Genomic DNA, 23,354 nt, shown 5'->3' on the forward strand with positions numbered 1-23,354 from the left:
AATTAAAACGCTAACGTGCCGGTACGTTAAGGAGAAAAAATGAACAAGGTTGCTCAGTATTATCAGGAACTGGTTGCATCACTGACCGAACGCATTAACCAGGGCGAGCATGATATTGATGCACTGGTTGAGAGCGCGAGGCTACGGATGATCAATCGCGGCGAATTGACCGACAGTCAGATTGACGATGTCGTGCGCGCCGTGCGCCGCGATCTGGAAGAGTTTGCCCGCAGCTATACCGAACGTCATGTTGATGCTGGCGACAGCGTCTTTTTACGGGTTATTCGTGAAAGCGTTTGGAAAGAACTGGCCGATATTACCGACAAAAGCCAGCTGGAATGGCGTGAAGTCTTTCAGGATCTGAACCATCATGGTGTCTATCAGAGCGGTGAAGTGGTGGGATTGGGCAATCTGGTCTGTGAAAAATGCCGCTTCACACGGGCAATTTACACGGCAGAAACGCTGACCCGCTGTCCGGAGTGCGGGAACGATCAGTTCCAGCGCCAGCCTTTCGAACCGTAAATCTGCCGGGCGGGGCTAATCCGCCCGGCAGGCGCTACGTTAATGCAGGATTTTCGCCAGGAAGTCCTTAGCGCGATCGGATGCCGGATCGTTAAAGAACGCATCTTTTGGCGAATCCTCCACGATTTTCCCTTCATCCATAAAGATCACCCGGTTAGCCACTTTACGAGCGAAGCCCATTTCGTGCGTCACCACCATCATGGTCATGCCTTCGTTGGCCAGTTCCACCATGACGTCCAGCACTTCGTTGATCATCTCCGGGTCAAGCGCGGAAGTTGGCTCATCGAACAGCATGGCGATGGGATCCATACAGAGCGCGCGGGCGATTGCCACACGCTGCTGCTGACCGCCGGAAAGCTGGCCGGGATGCTTGTTGGCATGCGCTGAAAGTCCAACGCGCTCCAGCAGTTTCAGCCCCTTTTGCCGCGCGGCTTCTTTGTTGCGCTTGAGTACTTTGACCTGGGCAATGGTCAGATTCTCAATAATGGACAGATGAGGAAACAGCTCGAAATGCTGAAACACCATGCCGACTTTTGAGCGTAGCTGGGCCAGATTCGTGCGCTTATCGTTCACGGCAATGCCGTTCACTTCAATGCTGCCTTGCTGAATCGGCTCCAGGCCGTTCACCGTTTTTATCAGCGTGGATTTACCCGAACCGGACGGGCCACAAACCACGACCACTTCGCCTTTTTTCACTTCGGTTGAGCAGTCGGTCAGCACCTGAAAGTGACCATACCACTTAGAAACGTTTTTCAGGGAAATCATTTAAACTGTCCTTTTTTTCTTTAAATAGCTGACCAACAGTGAAGCGCTAAGGCTGATAACAAAGTAAACCGCACCGGCAAACAGCACCATTTCGATTTCGGTACCGTTGTTGATGCCGATGGTGTCGGCGGTACGGAAGAAGTCGGCAAGACTGAGCACGTAGACCAGTGAGGTATCCTGAAACAGCACGATACCCTGCGTGAGCAGCAGCGGCACCATGGCGCGAAAGGCCTGCGGCAGGATGATCAGCTGCATTGATTGCCACGACGTCATGCCAAGCGCCAGCGCAGCGCTCCCCTGTCCGCGAGCAATACTGATGATCCCGGCACGGATAATTTCCGAATAGTAGGCGGCCTCAAAGAGTGAAAAGGCGACCATAGCGGAAATCAGGCGAATATCGGTTTTTGGCGACAGGCCCAGCACCTGTTGTAAAAAGCTGGGTACAACCAGGTAAAACCACAGCAGCACCATGACCAGCGGCACCGAGCGGAACAGGTTTACGTAAAGCCGGGCGAACCAGCTGATCGGCTTAAAGCGCGACAGGCGCATTACCGCCAGAAGGGTTCCCCAGACGATGCCAAATATCACCGCGGTCACGGTGATTTTCAACGTGATGATCATGCCGTTAATCAGGTAGGGCAGGTTCGGCGCGATGGTGCTCCAGTCAAATTCGTACATTATTTACCTCCCATTCCACCGGGCAACCGGACTTTTCGCTCCACCAGGCTCATCAAAAACATCACCACCAGATTAATAGCGATATAGGCCACGGTAATGGCAGTGAAGGATTCATAAGCGTGTGCGGAGTAGTCGAGCAGCTTGCCCGCCTGCGCGGCCATATCAACCAGACCAATGGTTGAGGCGATAGCGGAGTTTTTCACCAGGTTCAGCATTTCTGATGTCATCGGCGGCACGATAACGCGATAAGCGTTCGGCAGCAGCACATAGCGATAGGTTTGTGGCAGCGTCAGCCCCATGGCCAGGCCGGCGTTCTTTTGTCCACGCGGCAGCGACTGAATAGCGGCGCGAACCTGCTCGCAGACGCGGGCAGCGGTAAACAGACCCAGGCAACAGACGGAACAGACAAAGAACTGGATGTCAGGATCCAGTTCGGACTTAAACCAGATGCTAATATCTTCTGGCAGCAGTTCAGGTATCACCAGATACCAGATAAAGAACTGCACGATCAGCGGAACGTTACGAAACAGTTCCACGTAGCAGGTGCCGATCCCGGAGAGCAGGCGGTTAGGGACGGTGCGCAGAATACCAAACAGAGAGCCGACGCAGAAGGCGAGTATCCAGGCGCAAAAAGAGACGGCAAGCGTCACCTTGAAGCCTGACCACAGCCAGCCCAGATAGGTGGTGTTCCCGAACGGAGCCTGTTGTAAAAAAATGCCCCAGTTCCAATCGATTGACATAACGTACTCCGTTAAAAAAAGGGTAGCGAAGCTACCCTGAAGATTGGTGAGAGCCTGTATCCGGACGCGATGGGGAACGACCACCGCGTTCAGTAAACCCAACGTCAGCCGCTGTCAGCGCAGCCTGCGGTCGGGGTGTCTGTCCGGCCCGTATTCAACAATCAGAAGGCGACATGAGCCGCCCTTATTTTCTTTATTTAGTTAAGCGCTTTGTCGTTCGGCGTTTTGAACGTTGCTTTCATGTCATCCGACAGCGAAAAATCCATGTTCAGATTTTTAGGTGGAATAGGCTGCTTAAACCACTTATCAAACCATTTTTCCGCTTCGCCGGAAGTCTGTGCTTTGGCGATGGTGTCATCCATCAGCTTTTTAAAGTCTGCATCGCCTTTGCGCAGCATACAGCCATAGGCTTCTTTGGATTGTGGCGTGCCGATAATGTCCCAGTTGTCAGGTTTTTTGGCCTTAGCGCGTTCACCGGCCAGCAGTGCGTCATCCATCATGAAAGCAACGGCACGACCGCTTTCCAGCGTGCGGAAGGAGTCGCCATGATCCTTCGCACTGATGATGCGCATGCTCATTTTTTTCTCGTCGTTCAGCTTGTTGAGCAGAATTTCAGACGTGGTGCCGGAAGTAACAACCACGGTTTTCCCTTTCAGGTCCGCGAAGTCTTTAATCGGGCCGCCTTTTTTCACCAGCAGGCGCGTGCCGATAACAAAGATGGTATCGGAAAAAGCGGCCTGTTTCTGACGTTCGAGGTTATTGGTGGTGGAACCACATTCAAAATCATAGGTGCCGTTTTGCAGCAGCGGAATACGGTTTTGCGAGGTGATTGGCAGCATTTTTACCTGAAGGTCGGGCTTATTCAGTTTGGCTTTGATAGCTGCCACAATGGCGTTTGAATAATCCTGAGAGTAGCCAACGACTTTTTGCTGGTTATCATAGTAAGAGAAAGGTACAGATGACTCGCGATGACCGACAACGATAACGCCATTTTTGGCAACTTTATCCAGCGTGGACATCTGCGGTGCGTCTTCTGCACGAGCAATACCGGATGCCAGACCCGCCAGAGCCAGGCAAAGTCCCAGTTTCCGTAATTTCATCTCTAACTCCTTCATTGTGTGGCGCGCAAAAAACGTGCCGATTATGATGTTATGTTTATTGCCTGCTGCTTTCTTTCAAATCCCAAGCCGTAACGCGCTTTGAACAGCCATAACATAGCTGATTGTTAACAATATGAAACAGGAAAGTTTCTTTTTTGCGAGATGCCCCGCACCAAATAATGGCATTTCTGCCACGCTGCGCTTTTATGGCGCATCGGGTGAGCTTTTATGGTGCAAAAGTATCGTTAACCGGGCGTCACGGCGGTTTTAAAGCGATTTCGCCGTAATATTTTGCAAAGGTCATGCCAGATAGGACAGGGAGGAGGGACTGGAAGAGAGAAAAAACGCTGAATCCGTGATGAATTCAGCGTTTAAAGATTAACGGCGTTTTCTTACGCTGACGATCGCAGCGATAACAGCAAACAGCGCGGTCACTATCCAGACCGACAGGTTGCCAAAGCGCGCATACGGCGTCAGCCCCCGTGTTGGCGTCACCTGAGCCGTCAAAACCTGCGTGGTAAACTGCGGGATCATCTCCTCCGCATCGCCGTTGGCATCAATCACTGCCGTTACGCCATTATTGGTGGCGCGCAACAGCGGACGACCCAGCTCAAGCGCGCGCATTCTGGCCATCTGGAAATGCTGCCATGGCCCGATAGAGTGACCAAACCAGGCGTCGTTAGAAATAGTTAACAAAAAGTCCGTGTCGGGGCGGAAGTTATCCCTGACCTGCTGGCCAAGCACGATTTCATAGCAGATGGCCGCCGTGAGTCGCATCCCGGCTACCTTTAACTGCGGCTGAACATAGGCGCCCCGGCTGAAGGAAGACATTGGCAGATCGAAAAACGGCGCGAGCGGCCGCAGTAGGGTTTCCAGCGGCACAAACTCTCCGAACGGCACCAGATGATTCTTTTGATAGCGATTCTGGCTGTTGTAGCTGTAAGGCTGCTCGCCGCCCAGTACGATAATTGAGTTGTAATCGTGATAGCGATTGTTTTCCAGGCGCGAATCGACAATGCCGGTTACCAGACTGCTTCCGCTGGCGCGCAGCTCACGATCGATGGTGGTGAGAAACGGTTGCTGATTGCTTTCCAGATCGGGAATAGCGGATTCCGGCCAGACGATCAGCGGAGTTTTGCCCACCAGCGGGCGGCTCAGAGAGGTGTAGGTTTTCAGCGTGTTGATCAACTGCTGAGGATCCCACTTCATGGATTGCGGAATGTTTCCCTGCACCAGCGCGACGTCGACAGCGCGATCCGGTTCAGGCTGGTACCAGCTTATTTGCTGCATGGGCCAGGGAAGCAGCAGCACGGCAAAGGCCGCCATTCCCGCAACCCAGCGGCGCTTAACCATGGCGAAAACCATCAGGCCGCAAATAACAGAAAGAAGGAAGGTAATTCCTTCAACGCCAACCAGCGGCGCCAGGCCTTTTAGCGGGCCGTTTATCTGGCTGTAGCCAAACTGAAGCCACGGAAAACCGGTCAATATCCAGCCGCGCAAAAACTCAGTGACCTGCCACAGCACCGGCGCGGCAATCACCAGCCGCACAACGCTGGCGGCGGGAAACAGGCGATTAAGCAGCGCGGTGAACAGCAGCGGATAAAGCGCCAGGTAAGCCGCAAGCAGAATGACGAGGAAAACGTTGATCGGCCCCGGCATGCCGCCAAAGGTTGCGATACTGACGTAGACCCAATTAATACCGCTGCCAAACAGGCCAAGGCCCCAGACAAAACCAATCGCACTTGCCTGACGCGTCGAGCGGTTAAGCGTCAGGCCCAGCAGGCCAGACAGCGAAACAATTGCTGCGGGCCAAAAATCATACGGTGAAAATGCGCACGTGCCAACGGCACCCGTCAGCAGCGCCAGCAAAAGGCGAACGCGCTGGCGCTGATATAAAGAGGCAATAGCCATAGAGCGATTATTCTTCCATTATGGGTTGCGGTGCGTCTTCCGGGATCCTGACATGAACCTGAATAATACGACGGCTGTCGGCCATAGCGACCTTAAAGTGATAGCCGTCAATTTCAATGCTTTCGCCGCGCGCAGGGAGGTGACCAAACGCCTGCATCACCAGACCGCCGATGGTGTCGACCTCTTCATCGCTGAAGCTGGTTTCAAAGACGTCATTGAAATCTTCGATAGGCGTCAGGGCGCGGATAGTATAGGTGTGACGGCTGAGCTGACGGATATCGCGATCTTCTTCATCGTCATATTCATCTTCAATTTCGCCAACGATCAGCTCCAGAATATCTTCAATCGTCACCAGGCCGGAGACGCCGCCGAATTCATCAATCACAATCGCCATGTGATAGCGCTGCGAGCGAAACTCTTTCAGCATGCGGTCAACGCGCTTGCTTTCCGGCACCACGACGGCGGGGCGCAGAACCTCTTCCATGCTGAACGGCGCCGACTCGCTGCTCATAAAAGGCAGCAAATCCTTCGCCATCAGGATGCCTTCAACGTGATCTTTGTCTTCGCTGATCACCGGAAAACGGGAATGTGCCGACTCAATAATCACCTCCAGACACTCTTCTAAGGTCTGGTTACGCTTAAGGGTAATCATCTGGGAGCGGGGGATCATGATATCGCGCACGCGCTGCTCGGCGATATCCATCACCCCTTCGAGCATATCGCGGGTATCGGGATCGATCAGGTCGTTCTGCTCGGAATCGCGGATGAGTTCCAGCAGGTCGTCACGGTTTTTGGGTTCGCCGTGAAAAAGCTGATTGAGGATAAGGGTGAAAAATCCCTTTTTACTGCCGGGACTGTCATTATTCTGTGAATGGTCATCGCTCATGGCGTTTTGGTTTCTGTCACTCATGTTGTGAGGGGGAAGTGTCCCTTACCGGCAAAGGCACGGCCGGGACGATAAAATCAGGATTACGCTTTCTCCGAAATGTACGGGTCGTCATAACCAAGAGCAAGCATTATCTCGGTTTCAATCGATTCCATCTCTTCGGCTTCATCATCGTCTATATGGTCATAGCCCAGCAGGTGCAGACTGCCGTGAATGACCATATGCGCCCAGTGCGCCAGCAAGGGTTTATCCTGTTCAACGGCTTCTTTCTCTACCACCTGACGACAAATAATCAGATCGCCGAGCAGCGGCAGTTCAATGCCGGGCGGCGCTTCAAACGGGAAAGAGAGCACGTTGGTAGGCTTGTCCTTTCCGCGATAGGTGTGGTTCAACGTATGGCTTTCGGCCTCGTCAACCACGCGAATCGTCACTTCACTTTCTGCCTGGAACTGGGGCAGAACCGCTTCCAGCCAGCGTTGAAAATCAGCTTCAGGCGGAAGCCCTTCCGCGCTGTCGCAGGCAAGCTGAAGATCCAGGATCACCACGCTCATTTCTGCTCCTGCGCGGCCAGTTGAAGCGCCAGCGCTTCACGTTTGCGCTCTTCCGCCTGGGCGTCTCGGCGTTTCTGCTCAGCGGCTTCCCATGCTTCATAGGCGACAACCACGCGTGCAACCACCGGATGGCGTACCACGTCTTCGCTGTGGAAGAAGTTAAAGCTGATCTCTTCCACCTCCGCGAGCACCTCGATAGCGTGACGCAGGCCCGATTTCTGATTGCGTGGCAGGTCAATCTGCGTGACGTCGCCGGTGATCACCGCCTTTGAGTTGAAGCCGATGCGGGTCAGAAACATTTTCATCTGCTCAATGGTGGTGTTCTGGCTCTCATCGAGAATGATAAAAGCGTCATTGAGCGTGCGGCCGCGCATATAGGCCAGCGGGGCGACCTCAATCACGTTGCGCTCGATGAGTTTTTCAACGCGCTCGAAACCCAGCATCTCGAACAGGGCGTCATACAGCGGACGCAGGTAAGGATCCACTTTTTGACTCAGATCGCCCGGTAAAAAACCGAGCTTCTCGCCAGCTTCAACGGCGGGACGAGTCAGCAGAATACGACGAACTTCCTGACGTTCCAGCGCATCAACGGCGGCGGCGACGGCAAGATAGGTTTTCCCGGTGCCCGCCGGGCCCACCCCGAAGGCAATATCATGATCGAGGATATTCGCGACGTACTGTGCCTGGTTCGGCGTGCGCGGTTTAATCACACCGCGGCGGGTCTTGATATTTACCGCCTTACCGTACTCCGGCACGCTGTCGTCAGACTGCTCCAGCACCCGGCTCTCTTTAATTGAGAGATGGATCTGCTCAGGATCGATATCAGGCACGTTACCGCGAATCGGGGCGGTATCGACGTACAGATCGCGCAGGATGTTCGCAGCAGCATTGACGTTTAGCAACTTGCCGACCAGTTTGAAAACATTGTCGCGACGGTTGATCTCAATGCCCAGACGACGTTCAAGTTGTTTCACATTGTCGTCGAAGGGGCCGCACAGGCTGAGCAGACGTCGATTGTCGGCAGGTTCTAAAGTGATTTCTCGTGTTTCAATATTCAAACTAATCCTTTGGGTCGCTCAGGGCCAGTTAAGGATGGCATTTTCATCGGGACATCGCTGCGGTTAACCGCCATGTCACAGGAGAATTATTTATGGCTGTGCGCTAATGCGCAAGCGCAGGAAAAGATATTTGGGCGCTGCTTTCAGAAAGCAAGTGTAACGCGGTGAATAGATGCAGCGAACCCGGAAGGCCCGCCGCATTCATTAGCGATCAGGGCTGGAAAGTACCGACGCCCAGCTCATTTTCTTTGCGCGTACGCGCGATGACGGATGCAGGCGTTTCCATGCTGCGCAGATCCATCTGGTCTTCACTTCTCACCACCACGCCGCGCAGCGAGTTTGAATAGACGTCAACGATCTCCACATCCACGAACTTACCCACCATCTCAGGCGTGCCTTCAAAGTTGACCACGCGGTTGTTTTCGGTGCGTCCTGACAGCTCCATCACGTTTTTACGCGAGGTGCCTTCCACTAAAATGCGCTGAACGGTGCCCACCATGCGTCGGCTCCAGGCCATTGCCTGCTGATTGATACGTTCCTGAAGTATCCACAGACGCTGCTTTTTCTCTTCTTCAGGCACGTCGTCTGGCAGATCTGCCGCCGGCGTGCCGGGGCGCGCCGAGTAGATAAAGCTGAAGCTCATATCGAAATTGACATCGCCGATCAGTTTCATGGTCTGCTCGAAATCCTGCTGGGTTTCGCCAGGGAAGCCGATGATGAAATCTGAGCTGATCTGAATGTTGGGACGCGCGGCGAGCAGTTTGCGGATGATCGATTTATATTCCAGCGCCGTATGCGCGCGCTTCATCAGCGTCAGAATACGATCGGCACCGCTCTGCACCGGCAGGTGCAGGAAGCTCACCAGCTCAGGCGTGTCGCGGTAAACCTCAATAATATCATCGGTAAATTCGATAGGATGGCTGGTGGTGAAGCGAATGCGATCGATACCGTCAATGGCCGCCACCAGACGCAGCAGATCGGCAAACGTGCAGACCTCGCCTTCAAACGTCTCGCCGCGATAGGCATTGACGTTCTGGCCGAGGAGGTTCACTTCACGCACGCCCTGCGCCGCCAGCTGGGCTATCTCAAACAGGATATCGTCGCATGGACGGCTCACTTCTTCGCCGCGCGTATAAGGTACGACGCAGAAGGTACAGTATTTGTTACAGCCTTCCATAATGGAAACAAACGCCGTCGGGCCGTCCGCTTTCGGTTCAGGCAGGCGATCGAACTTTTCGATTTCAGGGAAGCTGATATCCACTACCGGGCTTTTTGAACCGGCGACGGTGTTGATCATTTCCGGCAGACGGTGCAGGGTTTGCGGGCCGAAAACGATATCGACATAGCTGGCGCGCTGGCGGATGTGATCGCCTTCCTGCGATGCCACACAGCCGCCGACGCCGATAATTAAATCCGGGTTGCTTTCCTTGAGTGTTCTCCAGCGACCAAGCTGATGGAATACCTTTTCCTGGGCCTTTTCACGGATTGAACAGGTGTTGAGCAGCAGAACGTCGGCTTCTTCTGCTGCGTCTGTCAGGATGAATCCGTGGGTGCTGTTTAACAGGTCAGCCATTTTGGATGAATCATACTCATTCATCTGGCAGCCCCAGGTTTTGATATGCAGTTTTTTAGTCATCTGATTGCCGTTTATCATGCGGAACAAGGTGCAGGGCGCGTATTGTAATGCTTTGACGCGGTTGTGACCAGCGTACGACCTTTTAAAGCGTAATGGTATGGCAAATTCCGTTACACTACGCGTAAAAGAACCGCTTCTGAGCGTATAAAAGACAGGGGCCGTCCATGGGACAGGATAACGATCATGCCAGATTCAATACCGAAATATGATATCGCCGTTGTGGGCGGCGGCATGGTGGGCGCCGCGCTGGCCAGCGGGCTTACCGCGCAAGGCTTCACAGTGCTGGTGCTTGAACAGCAGGCACCGGCAGAGTTTGACTGCGACAGCCAGCCTGACCTCAGGATCTCCGCCATCGGCGCCGCATCGGTGGGGCTGCTTAAGCAGCTTGACGTGTGGCAGGCTGTGCAGCAAATGCGCTGCGCGCCTTACCGCCGGCTGGAAACCTGGGAGTGGCACTCCGCGCGCGTGAACTTTGATGCACAATCGCTTGGCCTGCCGGAACTGGGCTATATGGTGGAAAACAGCGTGTTACAGCGCGCGCTGTGGGAGCGTTTGCAACGGCAGCAGGTAAATATACTCTCCCCGGCGCGGCTGAGCGATTTGCAGCCGCACAGCGGCGGATGGCATCTGCGGCTGGAGGGCGGTAAAACGGTTTCCGCGCGGCTGGTGGTGGGCGCCGATGGCGCTAACTCACAGGTACGCCAGCTCGCCGGCATTGGCATTCACGGCTGGAATTATACGCAATCCTGCATGCTGATTAGCGTCAAATGCGGACGCGACGCGGGAGATTGCACCTGGCAACAGTTCACGCCGGACGGCCCGCGCGCCTTTCTTCCTCTTTTTGACGGTTGGGCTTCGCTGGTGTGGTATGACAAACCAGCGCGTATTCGGCAGCTTCAGGCAATGAACATGCTGCAACTGGAAAAAGAGATTCACGCGCACTTTCCCGCACGGCTGGGCCAGGTGACGCCCGTTACCGCAGGTGCCTTCCCGCTGGTGCGACGCCATGCCACGCGCTATGTATTGCCGGGGCTGGCGCTGGTGGGCGACGCCGCGCATACCATCAATCCGCTGGCGGGGCAGGGGGTGAATCTGGGCTATCGCGATGTGGATGCGCTGATTGAGACGCTGACGGCGTCGCGCGCGCGCGCGGAGAACTGGGCGTCTGAAGCGACGCTGCTGCGTTATCAACGCCAGCGGCAGAGAGACAATTTGCTGATGCAAAGCGGGATGGATCTGTTTTACTTTACCTTCAGTAATCAGGTGGCGCCGTTGCGGATTATGCGCAATCTGGGGCTGATGGTTGCTGAGCGTTCAGGCGTGTTGAAGCGCCAGGCGCTGCGCTATGCGTTGGGCTTATAGCATAAGCGGGGGAAGCATTCTCCCGCGTTGCTGACGCACAGCAATAAAAAAAGCCCACATAAGCGGGCTTTTTTATTAAGTGGCTGGGGTGCAGGGATTCGAACCCCGGAATGCTGGTATCAGAAACCAGAGCCTTACCACTTGGCGACACCCCAATTTTTCGTTGCGACCCGCAAGGCAGGTCGTCTTTTTTATGGCTGGGGTGCAGGGATTCGAACCCCGGAATGCTGGTATCAGAAACCAGTGCCTTACCGCTTGGCGACACCCCAATAAAATTGGTGGCTACTACGGGAATCGAACCTGTGACCCCAGCATTATGAGTGCTGTGCTCTAACCAGCTGAGCTAAGTAGCCAAATTTTACTGCGTACAACGTTAACATACTTTTGCGTGGCTGGGATACCTGGATTCGAACCAGGGAATGCCGGTATCAAAAACCGGTGCCTTACCGCTTGGCGATATCCCAATGTCCGTTTCACAAAGTACAGCGACCATCAAAAACTGGCTGGGGTACCTGGATTCGAACCAGGGAATGCCGGTATCAAAAACCGGTGCCTTACCGCTTGGCGATACCCCATCCGTGCATTACCGATTTGGAAATGGTGCGGGAGGCGAGACTTGAACTCGCACACCTTGCGGCGCCAGAACCTAAATCTGGTGCGTCTACCAATTTCGCCACTCCCGCAAAAAAGATGGTGGCTACGACGGGAATCGAACCTGTGACCCCAGCATTATGAGTGCTGTGCTCTAACCAGCTGAGCTACGTAGCCATCTTTTTTCGCGCAACCTTCATCGGCGTTGCGGGGCGCATTATGCGTATTGCGTCTTTTAGCGTCAACAAATTTTTTCCCGTTTTTGCCCTGAAACGGGTTGTTTGTCTGGCTTATAACCAGCCTGCCGATTAAATCAGCAAATTCCCGCGCTGACAGCGGAATAACAGAAAATAACGGGCTGAATATCAGCCCGTTATTTATCGTGTCTTACCGTGTATTAATAGGCGGACTGGTGAACGCCTACCGCACGTCCTGACGGATCGTCCATGGTTTTGAACGCTTCATCCCATTCAATGGCTTTTGCGGATGAACAGGCCACGGAAGGGCCGCCCGGCACGCATTCTGCCGCGCTGGGCAGCGGGAACAGCTCTTCGAAGATTTCGCGATACACGTAGCCCTCTTTTGAGCTCGGCGTATTGTGTGGAAAGCGGAAGTGCGCCGTTGCCAGTTGCTGATCGCTGACCTGCTTCGCGGCGATCTCTTTTAGCGTGTCGATCCAGCTGTAGCCCACGCCGTCGGAGAACTGCTCTTTCTGGCGCCACGCCACGCTCTCCGGCAAATAAGAGGAGAAGCATTCACGCAGAATATGTTTTTCCATTTTGCCGTTTTGCCCGCACATTTTATCCTGCGGGTTGATGCGCATGGCAACGTCGAGGAACTTTTTGTCCAGGAAAGGCACGCGCGCTTCAACGCCCCAGGCAGACATTGCTTTGTTGGCGCGAGCGCAATCAAACATATGCAGCGCGAGCAGCTTGCGGACGTTTTCTTCGTGGAATTCCTTCGCGTTGGGCGCCTTATGGAAATAGAGATAGCCGCCAAAGACTTCGTCCGCGCCTTCGCCGGAAAGCACCATTTTAATGCCCATTGCTTTGATTTTACGCGACATCAGGTACATCGGCGTTGAGGCGCGAATGGTGGTCACATCATAGGTTTCAATGTGATAGATCACGTCGCGAATAGCGTCGAGGCCTTCCTGCACCGTAAAGTGTATTTCATGGTGTACGGTGCCCAGATGATCCGCCACGGATTTCGCGGCTTTCAGATCGGGCGAGCCTTCCAGGCCTACGGCGAAAGAGTGCAACTGCGGCCACCAGGCTTCGCTCTTGTCCTGATCCTCAACGCGCTTGGCGGCGTACTTTTTGGTGATCGCTGAAATAATCGATGAATCCAGACCGCCTGACAGCAGTACGCCGTAAGGCACGTCGGACATCAGGTGCGTTTTAACCGACTCTTCCAGCGCGTCTTTCAGCGCAACAGCATCCGTTTTGTTGTTTTCAACGGCTTCATAGCTGAACCAGTCGCGCTGCCAGTAGCGACGAATTTCGCCGTCGGTGCTGGACATATAGCTTCCCGGCGGGAATTCTTTAATGGTTTTGCACACCGGCACCAGCGCCTTCATTTCTGAAGCGACAAACAGGTTACCGTGTTCGTCATTGCCCATATAAAGCGGAATGATCCCGATGTGGTCGCGGCCAATCAGCCAGCTCTTTTTCACGCTGTCGTAGAGAACAAAGGCAAACATTCCCTGTAGGTCGTCAAGGAAATCAACGCCTTTTTCCTGATACAACGCCAGGATCACTTCGCAGTCAGAACCGGTCTGGAATTCATAACGATCGCCCAGTTCAGCGCGCAGCGCCTGGTGGTTGTAGATTTCACCATTGACGGCCAGCACGTGCGTGCGTGCGGCATTAAACAGTGGCTGCGCGCCGTTGTTAACGTCGACAATTGACAGACGTTCGTGCGAAAGAATGGCGTTATCGTCCGCATAGATGCCGGACCAGTCCGGGCCGCGATGACGCATCAGACGGGAAAGCTCCAGGGCTTTCTTACGCAACTCAACAGGATCGCTTTTCAGATCCAGCACGCCAAAAATTGAACACATAGCTAACTTCCTCCCGACATCCCTGAATAACATTATTCTTTAATGGCGACCTATTTCGCCCGATAGATAAGAAAATGCGTCAGACGCAGGCATGATGCAAGCAATTTAGCTTTTCTGTGAAAAAAAGTCTGTTGCGTGGCGCGGATTATTGATGATTATTCATTTTTATACGCGAAAAATTATCGGATCGATAATAAACAGGGAGAGCTGTTCATTATTTAATCGACGAACTGAAGATTCGTTTATTAAAAAAGGAGATGCGCAGGCCAGGCTGCGCATTGAGAAAGCGTTATGGGCGGCCTTCAAGAAGATGTTGTAGCAGGATACCGTTCAGCATGGCGCGCTTTGCCAGCGCGAAGGCGCCAATCGCAGAGCGGTGATCGATTTCGGAGCGCACGACCGGCAAATTTTTACGGAAAGCTTTTAATACCTGCGTATTGATGCAGCCCTCGATGGCGGGCAACAATACGCGGTCAGCCTCAATGATTTCACCGGCAATCACGACTTTTTGCGGGTTGAACAGGTTAATGGCTATCGCCACCGCTTTGCCCAGATGGCGCCCCACAAATTCAATGACCTCGGTTGCCAGCGCGTCGCCGCGATTGGCCGCTTTACAAATTTGCGGCATATGGCAATCCTCCAGCGTCAGCGAGCTGGGATAGCCCTGCGTTAGCAGATTGCGGACGCGGTTCTCTATGGCACCATTCGCAGCAATGGTTTCCAGACAACCGAAATTGCCGCAGTGACAGCGTTCGCCCAGCGGATCGACCTGAATATGACCAAGCTCGCCGACGTTGCCGTTGCTGCCGAGAAAAATGTGGCCGTTGGCGATAATACCCGCTCCTGTGCCGCGATGAACGCGCACTAAAATTGAGTCTGCGCAATCGCGCGACGCACCAAAATAGTGCTCCGCCAGCGCCAGGCTGCGTATATCGTGGCCGACGAAGCTGGTGACGTTAAAGCGCTCCTGGAGTCTTGCCACCAGCGGCCAGTAGCTCACGTTGATATGCGGCATATAGCGGATTACGCCGTTATTGGGGTCAACCAGGCCCGGCAGGATCACCGCAATTGCGATCAGCTCACGCAGCTTGCGATGGTGCAGTTCGCTGAAGGTGGCAATGGCGTTAAAAAGGGCGAGTTCCAGATCCTCCTGCGAGCGTTCCGGCAGGGGATAGTCTTCCTGCGCCAGCGATTTGCCGCTCAGGTCGAAAAGCGTCAGCGTGGCGTCATTGCGGCCGAGGCGTACGCCAATGGTATGAAAACCCCGTGTTTCGGTAATAATTGAAATAGCGCGGCGGCCTCCGGTGGAGGCCTGCTGATCAACTTCTTTGATCAATCCGCGTTCAATAAGCTGGCGGGTGATTTTGGTGACGCTGGCGGGCGCAAGCTGGCTGTGCTCGGCAATCTGAATGCGCGAAATGGGCCCCTGCTGGTCAATCAACCGGTAGACGGCCGCGCTGTTAAGTTGCTTTACAAGATCGACATTTCCGATTTGAGCCAGGCCGCCATTGGTCATTCAGTATCTACTCACTTAAGACTTCATCGCCATTAACGATAGTCTGGATTATTTTATAGTCGCGCGTGAAAACCGTCAGGTTTGCCACTTTTCCGGCTTCAACAGTACCCAATGTTTTATCGATTCCCATTGCTTTGGCCGGATAAAACGTCGCCATGCGCAACGCTTCGTCGAGTGCAATTCCAACATGTTCGACGCTGTTCGCAACCGCTTCGATCATTGTCAATGCAGAACCGCTCAGCGTGCCGTTTTCATCCACGCACAGTCCGTCGCGATAGTATATTGTTTTTCCTGCAAAAATGAACTTGTCAATTGCGGCACCCGCCGGCGCAGTCGCGTCTGTCACCAGGATCAACTTGTCGCCTTTAACGCGTTTGGCATTACGGATATTGGCGTAATGAACATGCAGTCCGTCAGCGATAATGCCGCAGTACACCTCTGGCGCATCCAACAACGCGCCGATCAGGCCGGGTTCACGACCAGAAGTGGTGGGCATGGCGTTATAGAGATGCGTCGAAAAACGGATGCCGGCAGCAATGCCGCAGCGTGCTTCATCATAGGTAGCGTGGCTGTGACCACTGGAAATAATGATACCGGCGTCGGAAAGCTGGCGAATAAAGCGGCTGTCAACCTGCTCAGGCGCGAGGGTGATTTTAGTAATGACGTCGGCATTGGCGCAGAGAAAATCGACCAGTTCCTGAGTGGGTTTACGAATCAAAGCGGGGTTGTGCGTGCCGGGTTTACGCGGGCTCAGCCACGGGCCTTCCAGGTGTAGCCCCAGCGCTTTATTCTCATTTTGAGAAAGCCACGCGCGCATCACGTCAACTGCACGCTTCATCATCTCGTCGGTACTGGTGATAAGCGTTGGTAAAAAACTGGTGCAGCCTGATTTTTCGTTCGCTTTCTGCATGATGCTCAGCGTTTCAATGCTTAGCGCGCCGATGTCGTCATTGAACTGTACGCCGCCGCAGCCGTTGAGCTGCAAATCGATAAAGCCGGGAGCAATGATTGCGCCATTTACATCACGCGTGTTCACGCCAGCAGGCAGTGCGTTCAACGGACAGACGCGTTCAATCAGACCCTCTGCAATGACAACGGCATGATTATCCAGAATCTCGTGGCCGGTATAGATACGGCCATTGGTTAAAGCGTACATAGTTTCCCCCCGGAAATTTTCGACGCGACGACCGCCTGTGGTCCTGGCGTCACGCCGTTAAACACTGTGCTGGCAACTTACAGATCTTTCACGTTTTCCGCTTCCATTTCACGGAAGTATTTAACGGTTTTCACCTTCAGTTCCATGGTGGCAGGCTCGTCACAAACGACCACGGCTTTCGCATGCAGTTGCAGGCAGCTGATGGTCCACATGTGGTTAACATTGCCTTCAACGGCAGCCTGAAGCGCCTGCGCTTTCACGTGGCCGATAACCAGAATCATCACCTCTTCGGCGTCCAGCAGCGTGCCGACGCCGACGGTCAGGGCATATTTCGGCACCTGATTGACATCGCCATCAAAGAAGCGAGAGTTCGCTACGCGCGTATCGTGGGTCAGCGTTTTGATGCGGGTGCGGGAAGCCAGTGAAGAGGCTGGTTCGTTAAACGCGATATGACCGTCGTTGCCCACGCCGCCCATAAACAGATGGATTTTGCCATAAGCACGAATTTTTTCTTCATATTGACGGCATTCGGCATCAATATCTTCTGCGTTACCGTTAAGCAGGTTGATGTTTTCAGGTTGAATATCAACGTGATCGAAGAAATTTCTGTACATAAAGCTGTGGTAGCTTTCCGGATGCTCTTTCGGCAGGCCGACATATTCATCCATATTGAACGTTACAACGTGTTTAAAGCTGACCTGGCCCGCTTTATGCATCTCAATCAGATGTTTGTAGGCTTCAAGCGGCGTTCCGCCAGTAGGAAGTCCAAGAACGAACGGGCGTTCAGCGGTGGGTTTGAAGGCATTGATACGATTAACGATATGGCGGGCGGCCCATTTGCCAACCTGTGTTGGCGTAGCCAGAGGAATCAATCTCATGTAGCACCTCATTTAAACAGAAACAAAAACAGGAAGAAGGATGGAACGGCGATTGCGATAGTGTCAAATTAACACAGCTTCAGGTTAAGACTTCCGAAGAACTTATCCGTTCTGATTTTTCGGATCATAAAATAAGTTTACAGCGATAGCCAGTCATGTCGTCTCTTTCGCACCAATTTTGGTGATAAAAGTCACATATACGGCGGTTTTAATTTGCGGAGCGAATTAATTTTTCAATACACTCCGTTTCAGGGTTTTTGATGTCATATAAAAAACCACACAGCCGTGATAACAAAACAAAACGGCCACGTGCGCCTTAACAGGTCTCATAGGGGGAAAGGTGAATATACTTGGATTTTTTCAACGGTTAGGTCGCTCATTGCAGCTTCCTATCGCGGTTTTACCGGCTGCGGCGCTCATGCTGCGTTTTGGTCAACCCGACTTACTTAATATGCCTTTCATCGCGCAGGGCGGTGGGGCAATTTTCGATAACCTCGCGCTGATATTCGCTATCGGCGTGGCATCAACCTGGTCTAAAGATAATGCCGGTTCAGCGGCCCTCGCGGGTGCGGTAGGCTATTTCATCCTGACTAAGGCGATGGTGACCATCAACCCGGCAATCAATATGGGCGTGCTGGCCGGTATTATTTCCGGGTTGATTGCAGGGGGAACGTATAACCGCTGGTCAGATATCAAACTGCCTGACTTCCTCAGCTTCTTCGGCGGCAAACGTTTTGTCCCGATTGCGACGGGCTTTTTCTGTCTGGTACTGGCTGCAATCCTGGGCTATGTCTGGCCGCCCGTTCAGGCCGCTATTCATGCCGGTGGTCAGTGGATCGTTTCCGAAGGCGCGTTCGGGGCCGGTATCTTTGGTTTTGTTAACCGTCTGCTGATCCCTACCGGCCTGCATCAGGTGCTGAATACTATCGCCTGGTTCCAGATTGGTGAATTTACCAACGCCGCAGGCGCCGTGTTCCACGGTGATATCAACCGTTTCTACGCGGGCGATGGCACGGCGGGCATGTTTATGTCCGGTTTCTTCCCAATCATGATGTTCGGCCTGCCCGGCGCGGCGCTGGCCATGTACCTGGCGGCGCAAAAAGAGCGCCGTCCTATGGTCGGCGGCATGCTGCTTTCGGTGGCCATCACGGCTTTCCTGACCGGGGTAACGGAACCGCTTGAATTCCTCTTTATGTTCCTGGCGCCAATGCTGTATCTGATCCACGCCATACTGACCGGCATCAGCCTGTACGTCGCGACATTGCTCGGTATCCATGCAGGGTTCTCTTTCTCTGCCGGCGCCATTGACTATGCACTGATGTATAACCTGCCCGCCGCCAGCAACAACGTCTGGATGCTGCTGGTGATGGGCGCGGTGGCGTTTGTACTCTACTTTGTTCTGTTCACCGCCGTGATTCGTATGCTCGATCTGAAAACGCCTGGCCGTGAAGAGGTTGTAGTTAGCGAAAGCGATCTTAACAGCAATACCGAAGAAGGCATGAGCCAGCTTTCTCAGCAGTATATCTCTGCCGTAGGCGGCTCTGACAATCTGAAGGTAATTGATGCCTGCATCACCCGTCTGCGTCTTTCCGTTAAAGATGCCGGGCTGGTTAACGATGCGGCCTGTAAGCGCCTTGGCGCGTCTGGCATTGTGAAACTTAACAAGCAGACCGTACAGGTTATCGTCGGCGCGAAAGCAGAATCCATTGCCGAAGAGATGAAAAGACAGATTGCTAAAGGCCCGATTGCCGCAGCATCTGCCGCTGCTTCCGTTGCCGCACCGCAGGCGGTAAATCGCCAGGCGATACCCAACGCCGCCAAAGGTATTGTCGCCACGCTGGTTGCGCCGGTGAGCGGCGATGTTGTCGCGCTGGAGCAGGTACCGGATGAAGCTTTCGCCAGCAAGGCCGTTGGCGATGGTCTGGCTATCCAACCTACCGGTAATACCGTGGTTGCGCCTGTTGCCGGGACGATAGTGAAAATTTTCACTACCAATCATGCCTTCTGTCTGGAAACGGCCAGCGGCGCTGAGATAGTGGTGCACATGGGGCTGGATACCGTTGCGCTTTCTGGTAAAGGCTTCTCGCGCCTGGTGGAAGAGGGCGCGCAGGTCACCGCAGGTCAGCCGGTGTTGGAAATGGATCTGGCCTGGTTGAACGCCAATGCCCGATCAATGGTCAGTCCGGTTGTCGTCAGCAATATTGAAGATTTCAGCGGCATTACGCTGCTGGCGGGCGACAAAGTGGTTGCCGGAGAAAGCCGTATTTTTGAGATTAACGGTTAACCTCTTGTCGCATCAGTCAACAGGGCGGGAAGTGATTCCCGCCCTTTTTTTATCGCAGCCTGTAACTAACGGTTGTTTCCGCTCCCGGCTTTGTGGATCATACTCCGTTATTTCACGTACTAATTGCGCCCTGAGGAAATTAAGATGAGTGAGGCAGACGCCCGCCCAACTAACTTTATTCGTCAGATTATTGACGAAGATCTGGCGAACGGTACGCACGCAAGCGTGCATACCCGCTTCCCGCCTGAGCCTAACGGCTATCTGCACATTGGCCATGCTAAATCAATCTGCCTGAATTTTGGCATTGCTCAGGATTATCAGGGGCAATGCAACCTGCGTTTTGACGATACCAATCCGGTGAAAGAAGACCTGGAGTATGTTGAGTCAATCAAACAGGACGTAAAGTGGCTGGGTTTTGAGTGGAACGGCGACGTTCACTACTCTTCAGATTATTTCGATCAGCTTTTTAATTATGCCGTGGAGCTGATCGGTAAAGGTCTGGCCTATGTTGATGAACTGACGCCTGAACAGATCCGCGAATATCGCGGCACGTTAACCTCGCCGGGGCAAAACAGCCCTTATCGCGAGCGTAGCGTGGAGGAGAATCTGGCGCTTTTTGAGAAAATGCGCAACGGTGAATTTGCCGAAGGTACCGCCTGCCTGCGTGCAAAAATCGATATGGCGTCCAGCTTCATGGTGATGCGCGATCCGGTGCTTTATCGGATTAAATTTGCCGATCACCATCAAACCGGTAGCAAGTGGTGCATCTATCCGATGTACGATTTCACCCACTGCATTTCCGATGCGCTGGAAGGGATCACGCATTCACTTTGCACCCTGGAGTTCCAGGACAATCGCCGTTTGTATGACTGGGTGCTGGACAACATCACCATTCCCGCGCATCCGCGTCAGTACGAGTTTTCACGCCTGAATCTTGAATATGCGATCATGTCCAAGCGTAAGCTGAATCTACTGGTCACGGAAAAAGTGGTGGAAGGATGGGACGATCCGCGCATGTTGACCGTTTCCGGCCTGCGCCGTCGTGGCTATACAGCCTCGTCCATTCGTGAATTCTGCCGCCGTATTGGCGTAACCAAGCAGGATAACCTTGTGGAAATGGCATCGCTTGAATCCTGCATTCGCGACGATCTGAATGAAAATGCGCCGCGTGCCATGGCCGTGCTGGATCCGCTGAAGGTCGTTATTGAAAACCTGCCATCGAATCACGAAGAAATCATCAGTATGCTCAATCATCCGAATAAACCGGAGATGGGCACGCGTGAAGTCCCCTTCAGTCGTGAAATTTATATCGATCGCGCCGATTTCCGCGAAGAGGCCAACAAGCACTATAAGCGTTTGGTGTCAGGCAAAGAAGTTCGCCTGCGCAATGCCTACGTGATCAAAGCTGAACGCGTGGCGAAGGACGAAGAAGGTAACATCACCTGCCTGTTTTGCACCTGCGATGTCGATACGTTGAGCAAAGATCCTGCTGACGGTCGTAAAGTTAAGGGTGTTATTCATTGGGTTTCAGCTGAACATGCGCTGCCTGCCGAGTTCCGCCTTTACGATCGGCTGTTCAGCGTGCCAAATCCCGCTGCCGCTGAGGACTTTCTCTCAACCATCAACCCGGAGTCGCTGGTTGTCCGTGATGGTTTTGTCGAACCAGGTTTAAGTAAAGCCGTAGCAGGATCGCCTTACCAGTTTGAGCGGGAAGGATACTTTTGCGCCGACAGCCGCTATTCGACGCCGGTAAAACTGGTGTTTAACCGCACGGTAGGCCTGCGTGATACGTGGAACAAAACAGGCGAATAATTAGCCTGATTAGTTATTTAAGCAGCCGTCGGGCTGCTTTTTTTTGGTTAATGTAATAGGACGCATAACATCATTAAAAGTGTGGTCGCCGTCAAGATTTAGTGATTATTGTCAAATTACACATTGATAATTCGCGCTGCGAAAAATAATATAATCGGGATGACTGGCGTTGTTTTATCGCTATTTATATTATGGAATAATTTATTTGAGAGGGAATTCTCATGCAGTGGTCAGCTCTATTTCTTAGCGCGTTACTTTCTCCCTTATTTATTGGTGTGTTTTATTTTCCACCGGCTAATGCAACAGGATTCGTGGACGAATCCGAGCTGAGCGGTAGCGTTTATTACTGGCAGCGCCATCGCGAGAGAAAAGATCGCGATCCCGGAAGTGATAAAAACGGACAATATCAACAAAACCTCCATCACTCCACTTTTAACGCTAACCTCGATTTTTCTTCCGGCTATGCCGCTGATTTTGTCGGTATCGATCTGGCCGCTTTTGGCGCGCTTGAGCTGTCTGATAAGGGGCCGGCTGCCCCAAACGAAATTGGCTTCAGCGATGCAAATACTCGCTGGGACGAAGCGTGGACGGGAGATAAAAACGGCCTGAGCCTTTATAAAGCGGCGCTGAAAATTAAACATGATAAATATTGGCTACGGGGCGGTTATATCCAGCCTGTCGGTCAGTCGCTGATTGCTTCCCATTGGAGTTTTCTGCCCGGCACCTATCGCGGCATAGAGACGGGAGCCAGCTATGATTTTGCCGATGTGGGAGCGCTTTCTTTTTCCTGGCTCTGGAGTGATAAATATAAGGCGCCCTGGTATCAGCACATGTATAACTTTCGCAAGGCGGATGGAGAAAGCGGAATAAGCTATTTGCATTCACTGGGCGCTAAATATGATTTTAAAAACGGAATAGTATTTGAAAGCGCATTTGGTCAGGCAGCGAATTATATGGATCAGTATTTTACCAAAGTTGCCTGGACTTTCCCGCTCTCTGAAAACAAGTTACTGACTACCTGGCAGTTTTATGGCGCTAAAGATAAAGAAAGCGGTGGTGCCGGAAACGCTAATGACGTTTATAACGGTCTTGCCTGGCTTCAGGCCGTGACGTTGGGCTATACCGCCGGGCCGTTTGATTTCCGGCTGGAAGGAACCTGGGTAAAAGCCGAAGGTAATCAGGGCTTCTTTTTACAGCGAATGACGCCTGGCTATGCCACATCAAACGGTCGACTCGATGTGTGGTGGGATTCGCGTTCGGACTTTAACGCGAACGGCGAGAAAGCGCTCTTCGCGGGAGTTATGTACGACCTGACAAACTGGCGGTTACCTGGCTGGGCCGTCGGCACCTCTTATGCCTGGGGATGGGATGCGAAACCCTCGTCTAATCCGTTATATGACCAGAACAGGCGCCTGAAAGAATCTGCCTGGAATTTGGATCTCCTCTATACCGTGCAGCAGGGGCCGATTAAAGGAACCTTAGTCAAACTGCACTACACACGCTATGACAACCACTCAGATCTTCCAGACTGGGGCGGCGGTTATGGCAACATTTTTCAGGACGAGAAAGACGTTAAGTTCATCGTGATAGCGCCTTTCACACTATTTAGTGCAGGTAAATAAGATCGCTGCCGGTCAAGGGAGAATGCCATATGAAATCTATGCTAGCGCTCATCGCCATGCTGATGCTCAGCGCGTGTGCAACAAAAAGCGCGGAGCAGCCACAGGAAACCATCCCCGGCCTTGATTATCAGCGCTGTCTGGATGCTGAACAGATGGGCGGCGCGGAGAACATTGAGGCACGATGCGGCAAGCTTCAGCAGGAAACAGAACACACCTCTTACTAG

18 protein-coding genes, 7 tRNA genes and 1 pseudogene are annotated in these 23,354 nt (G+C 53.2%); 6 read left to right on the top strand and 20 right to left on the bottom strand.

Annotated features, from left to right (window positions below):
• Positions 1–39 precede the first annotated feature (39 nt).
• On the top strand, positions 40–522 hold the full coding sequence (locus tag FA91_RS05455; RefSeq protein WP_034913330.1) for a zinc ribbon-containing protein: 483 nt from the start codon (positions 40–42) through the stop codon (positions 520–522).
• Between the two features lie 39 nt (positions 523–561).
• Here the strand turns inward: FA91_RS05455 and FA91_RS20965 are convergent, their stop codons facing one another.
• From FA91_RS20965 to miaB, 9 genes are all read right to left on the bottom strand, one after another.
• A complete protein-coding gene (locus FA91_RS20965; RefSeq protein WP_034913332.1) occupies positions 562–1,287 on the bottom strand; it encodes an amino acid ABC transporter ATP-binding protein in 726 nt (241 codons plus the stop codon).
• Positions 1,288–1,965 (bottom strand): glutamate/aspartate ABC transporter permease GltK, encoded by a 678-nt coding sequence (gene gltK / locus FA91_RS20970; RefSeq protein ID WP_034913334.1) that lies wholly within the window; start codon positions 1,963–1,965, stop codon positions 1,288–1,290.
• Entirely contained in the window at positions 1,965–2,705 is a 741-nt protein-coding gene (locus FA91_RS05470) for an amino acid ABC transporter permease (RefSeq protein WP_034913337.1), read from the bottom strand. The genes gltK and FA91_RS05470 overlap by 1 nt, the downstream gene beginning before the upstream one ends.
• Before the next feature lie 197 nt (positions 2,706–2,902).
• On the bottom strand, positions 2,903–3,805 hold the full coding sequence (locus tag FA91_RS05475) for an amino acid ABC transporter substrate-binding protein (RefSeq protein WP_034913338.1): 903 nt from the start codon (positions 3,803–3,805) through the stop codon (positions 2,903–2,905).
• Positions 3,806–4,183: 378 nt separating this feature from the next.
• Positions 4,184–5,716: an apolipoprotein N-acyltransferase gene (lnt, locus tag FA91_RS05480; RefSeq protein ID WP_034913339.1), complete on the bottom strand. Its 1,533-nt coding sequence runs from the start codon at positions 5,714–5,716 to the stop codon at positions 4,184–4,186.
• A 7-nt stretch (positions 5,717–5,723) separates the two neighbouring features.
• Entirely contained in the window at positions 5,724–6,602 is an 879-nt protein-coding gene (corC, locus tag FA91_RS05485) for a CNNM family magnesium/cobalt transport protein CorC (RefSeq protein ID WP_034913341.1), read from the bottom strand.
• An 83-nt stretch (positions 6,603–6,685) separates the two neighbouring features.
• On the bottom strand, positions 6,686–7,153 hold the full coding sequence (gene ybeY / locus FA91_RS05490; protein ID WP_034913343.1) for an rRNA maturation RNase YbeY: 468 nt from the start codon (positions 7,151–7,153) through the stop codon (positions 6,686–6,688).
• Positions 7,150–8,211: a PhoH family protein gene (locus FA91_RS05495; protein WP_034913347.1), complete on the bottom strand. Its 1,062-nt coding sequence runs from the start codon at positions 8,209–8,211 to the stop codon at positions 7,150–7,152. Before FA91_RS05495 ends, ybeY begins: the two co-directional genes overlap by 4 nt.
• A 211-nt stretch (positions 8,212–8,422) precedes the next feature.
• Positions 8,423–9,847, bottom strand: coding sequence for a tRNA (N6-isopentenyl adenosine(37)-C2)-methylthiotransferase MiaB (gene miaB / locus FA91_RS05500; RefSeq protein WP_034919012.1), 1,425 nt, complete (start codon positions 9,845–9,847; stop codon positions 8,423–8,425).
• Between the two features lie 183 nt (positions 9,848–10,030).
• Between miaB and ubiF the strand changes: the two genes are divergently transcribed.
• Positions 10,031–11,209, top strand: a complete 1,179-nt coding sequence (gene ubiF, locus FA91_RS05505) for a 3-demethoxyubiquinol 3-hydroxylase (RefSeq protein WP_034913352.1) — start codon at positions 10,031–10,033, stop codon at positions 11,207–11,209.
• An 80-nt stretch (positions 11,210–11,289) separates the two neighbouring features.
• On the opposite strand, the gene FA91_RS05510 is transcribed toward ubiF, so the two are convergent.
• From FA91_RS05510 to nagB, 11 genes are all read right to left on the bottom strand, one after another.
• Positions 11,290–11,364, bottom strand: a tRNA-Gln gene (locus tag FA91_RS05510).
• Between the two features lie 39 nt (positions 11,365–11,403).
• A tRNA-Gln gene (locus tag FA91_RS05515) sits at positions 11,404–11,478 on the bottom strand.
• Between the two features lie 7 nt (positions 11,479–11,485).
• Positions 11,486–11,562, bottom strand: a tRNA-Met gene (locus FA91_RS05520).
• 36 nt (positions 11,563–11,598) lie between these two features.
• Positions 11,599–11,673: transfer RNA gene (locus FA91_RS05525), tRNA-Gln, on the bottom strand.
• Positions 11,674–11,709: 36 nt separating this feature from the next.
• A tRNA-Gln gene (locus FA91_RS05530) sits at positions 11,710–11,784 on the bottom strand.
• 23 nt (positions 11,785–11,807) lie between these two features.
• Positions 11,808–11,892 (bottom strand) — tRNA-Leu (locus FA91_RS05535).
• A gap of 8 nt (positions 11,893–11,900) precedes the next feature.
• A tRNA-Met gene (locus FA91_RS05540) sits at positions 11,901–11,977 on the bottom strand.
• Between the two features lie 220 nt (positions 11,978–12,197).
• On the bottom strand, positions 12,198–13,862 hold the full coding sequence (gene asnB, locus FA91_RS05545; protein WP_034913353.1) for an asparagine synthase B: 1,665 nt from the start codon (positions 13,860–13,862) through the stop codon (positions 12,198–12,200).
• A gap of 289 nt (positions 13,863–14,151) precedes the next feature.
• On the bottom strand, positions 14,152–15,378 hold the full coding sequence (locus FA91_RS05550) for an N-acetylglucosamine repressor (protein ID WP_034913355.1): 1,227 nt from the start codon (positions 15,376–15,378) through the stop codon (positions 14,152–14,154).
• Positions 15,379–15,385: 7 nt separating this feature from the next.
• On the bottom strand, positions 15,386–16,534 hold the full coding sequence (gene nagA / locus FA91_RS05555) for an N-acetylglucosamine-6-phosphate deacetylase (RefSeq protein WP_034913357.1): 1,149 nt from the start codon (positions 16,532–16,534) through the stop codon (positions 15,386–15,388).
• A gap of 77 nt (positions 16,535–16,611) precedes the next feature.
• Positions 16,612–17,412: a glucosamine-6-phosphate deaminase gene (nagB, locus tag FA91_RS05560; protein ID WP_034913360.1), complete on the bottom strand. Its 801-nt coding sequence runs from the start codon at positions 17,410–17,412 to the stop codon at positions 16,612–16,614.
• 340 nt (positions 17,413–17,752) lie between these two features.
• Here nagB and nagE point away from each other — a divergent pair, with 340 nt between their 5' ends.
• The 4 genes and pseudogenes from nagE (at position 17,753) to chiQ (ending at position 23,354) form a co-directional block, all read left to right on the top strand.
• A complete protein-coding gene (gene nagE, locus FA91_RS05565; protein ID WP_034913363.1) occupies positions 17,753–19,696 on the top strand; it encodes a PTS N-acetyl glucosamine transporter subunit IIABC in 1,944 nt (647 codons plus the stop codon).
• A 144-nt stretch (positions 19,697–19,840) separates the two neighbouring features.
• Complete coding sequence (glnS, locus tag FA91_RS05570; protein ID WP_034913365.1) at positions 19,841–21,508, top strand: glutamine--tRNA ligase; 1,668 nt, start codon at positions 19,841–19,843, stop codon at positions 21,506–21,508.
• 287 nt (positions 21,509–21,795) lie between these two features.
• Positions 21,796–23,130 (top strand): annotated as a pseudogene (locus FA91_RS05575) (OprD family outer membrane porin); the annotation flags it as partial.
• Between the two features lie 29 nt (positions 23,131–23,159).
• On the top strand, positions 23,160–23,354 hold the full coding sequence (gene chiQ, locus FA91_RS05580) for a ChiQ/YbfN family lipoprotein (protein WP_034913371.1): 195 nt from the start codon (positions 23,160–23,162) through the stop codon (positions 23,352–23,354).

This window comes from Erwinia sp. 9145 (genome assembly GCF_000745075.1).
GTDB lineage: Bacteria > Pseudomonadota > Gammaproteobacteria > Enterobacterales > Enterobacteriaceae > Erwinia > Erwinia oleae.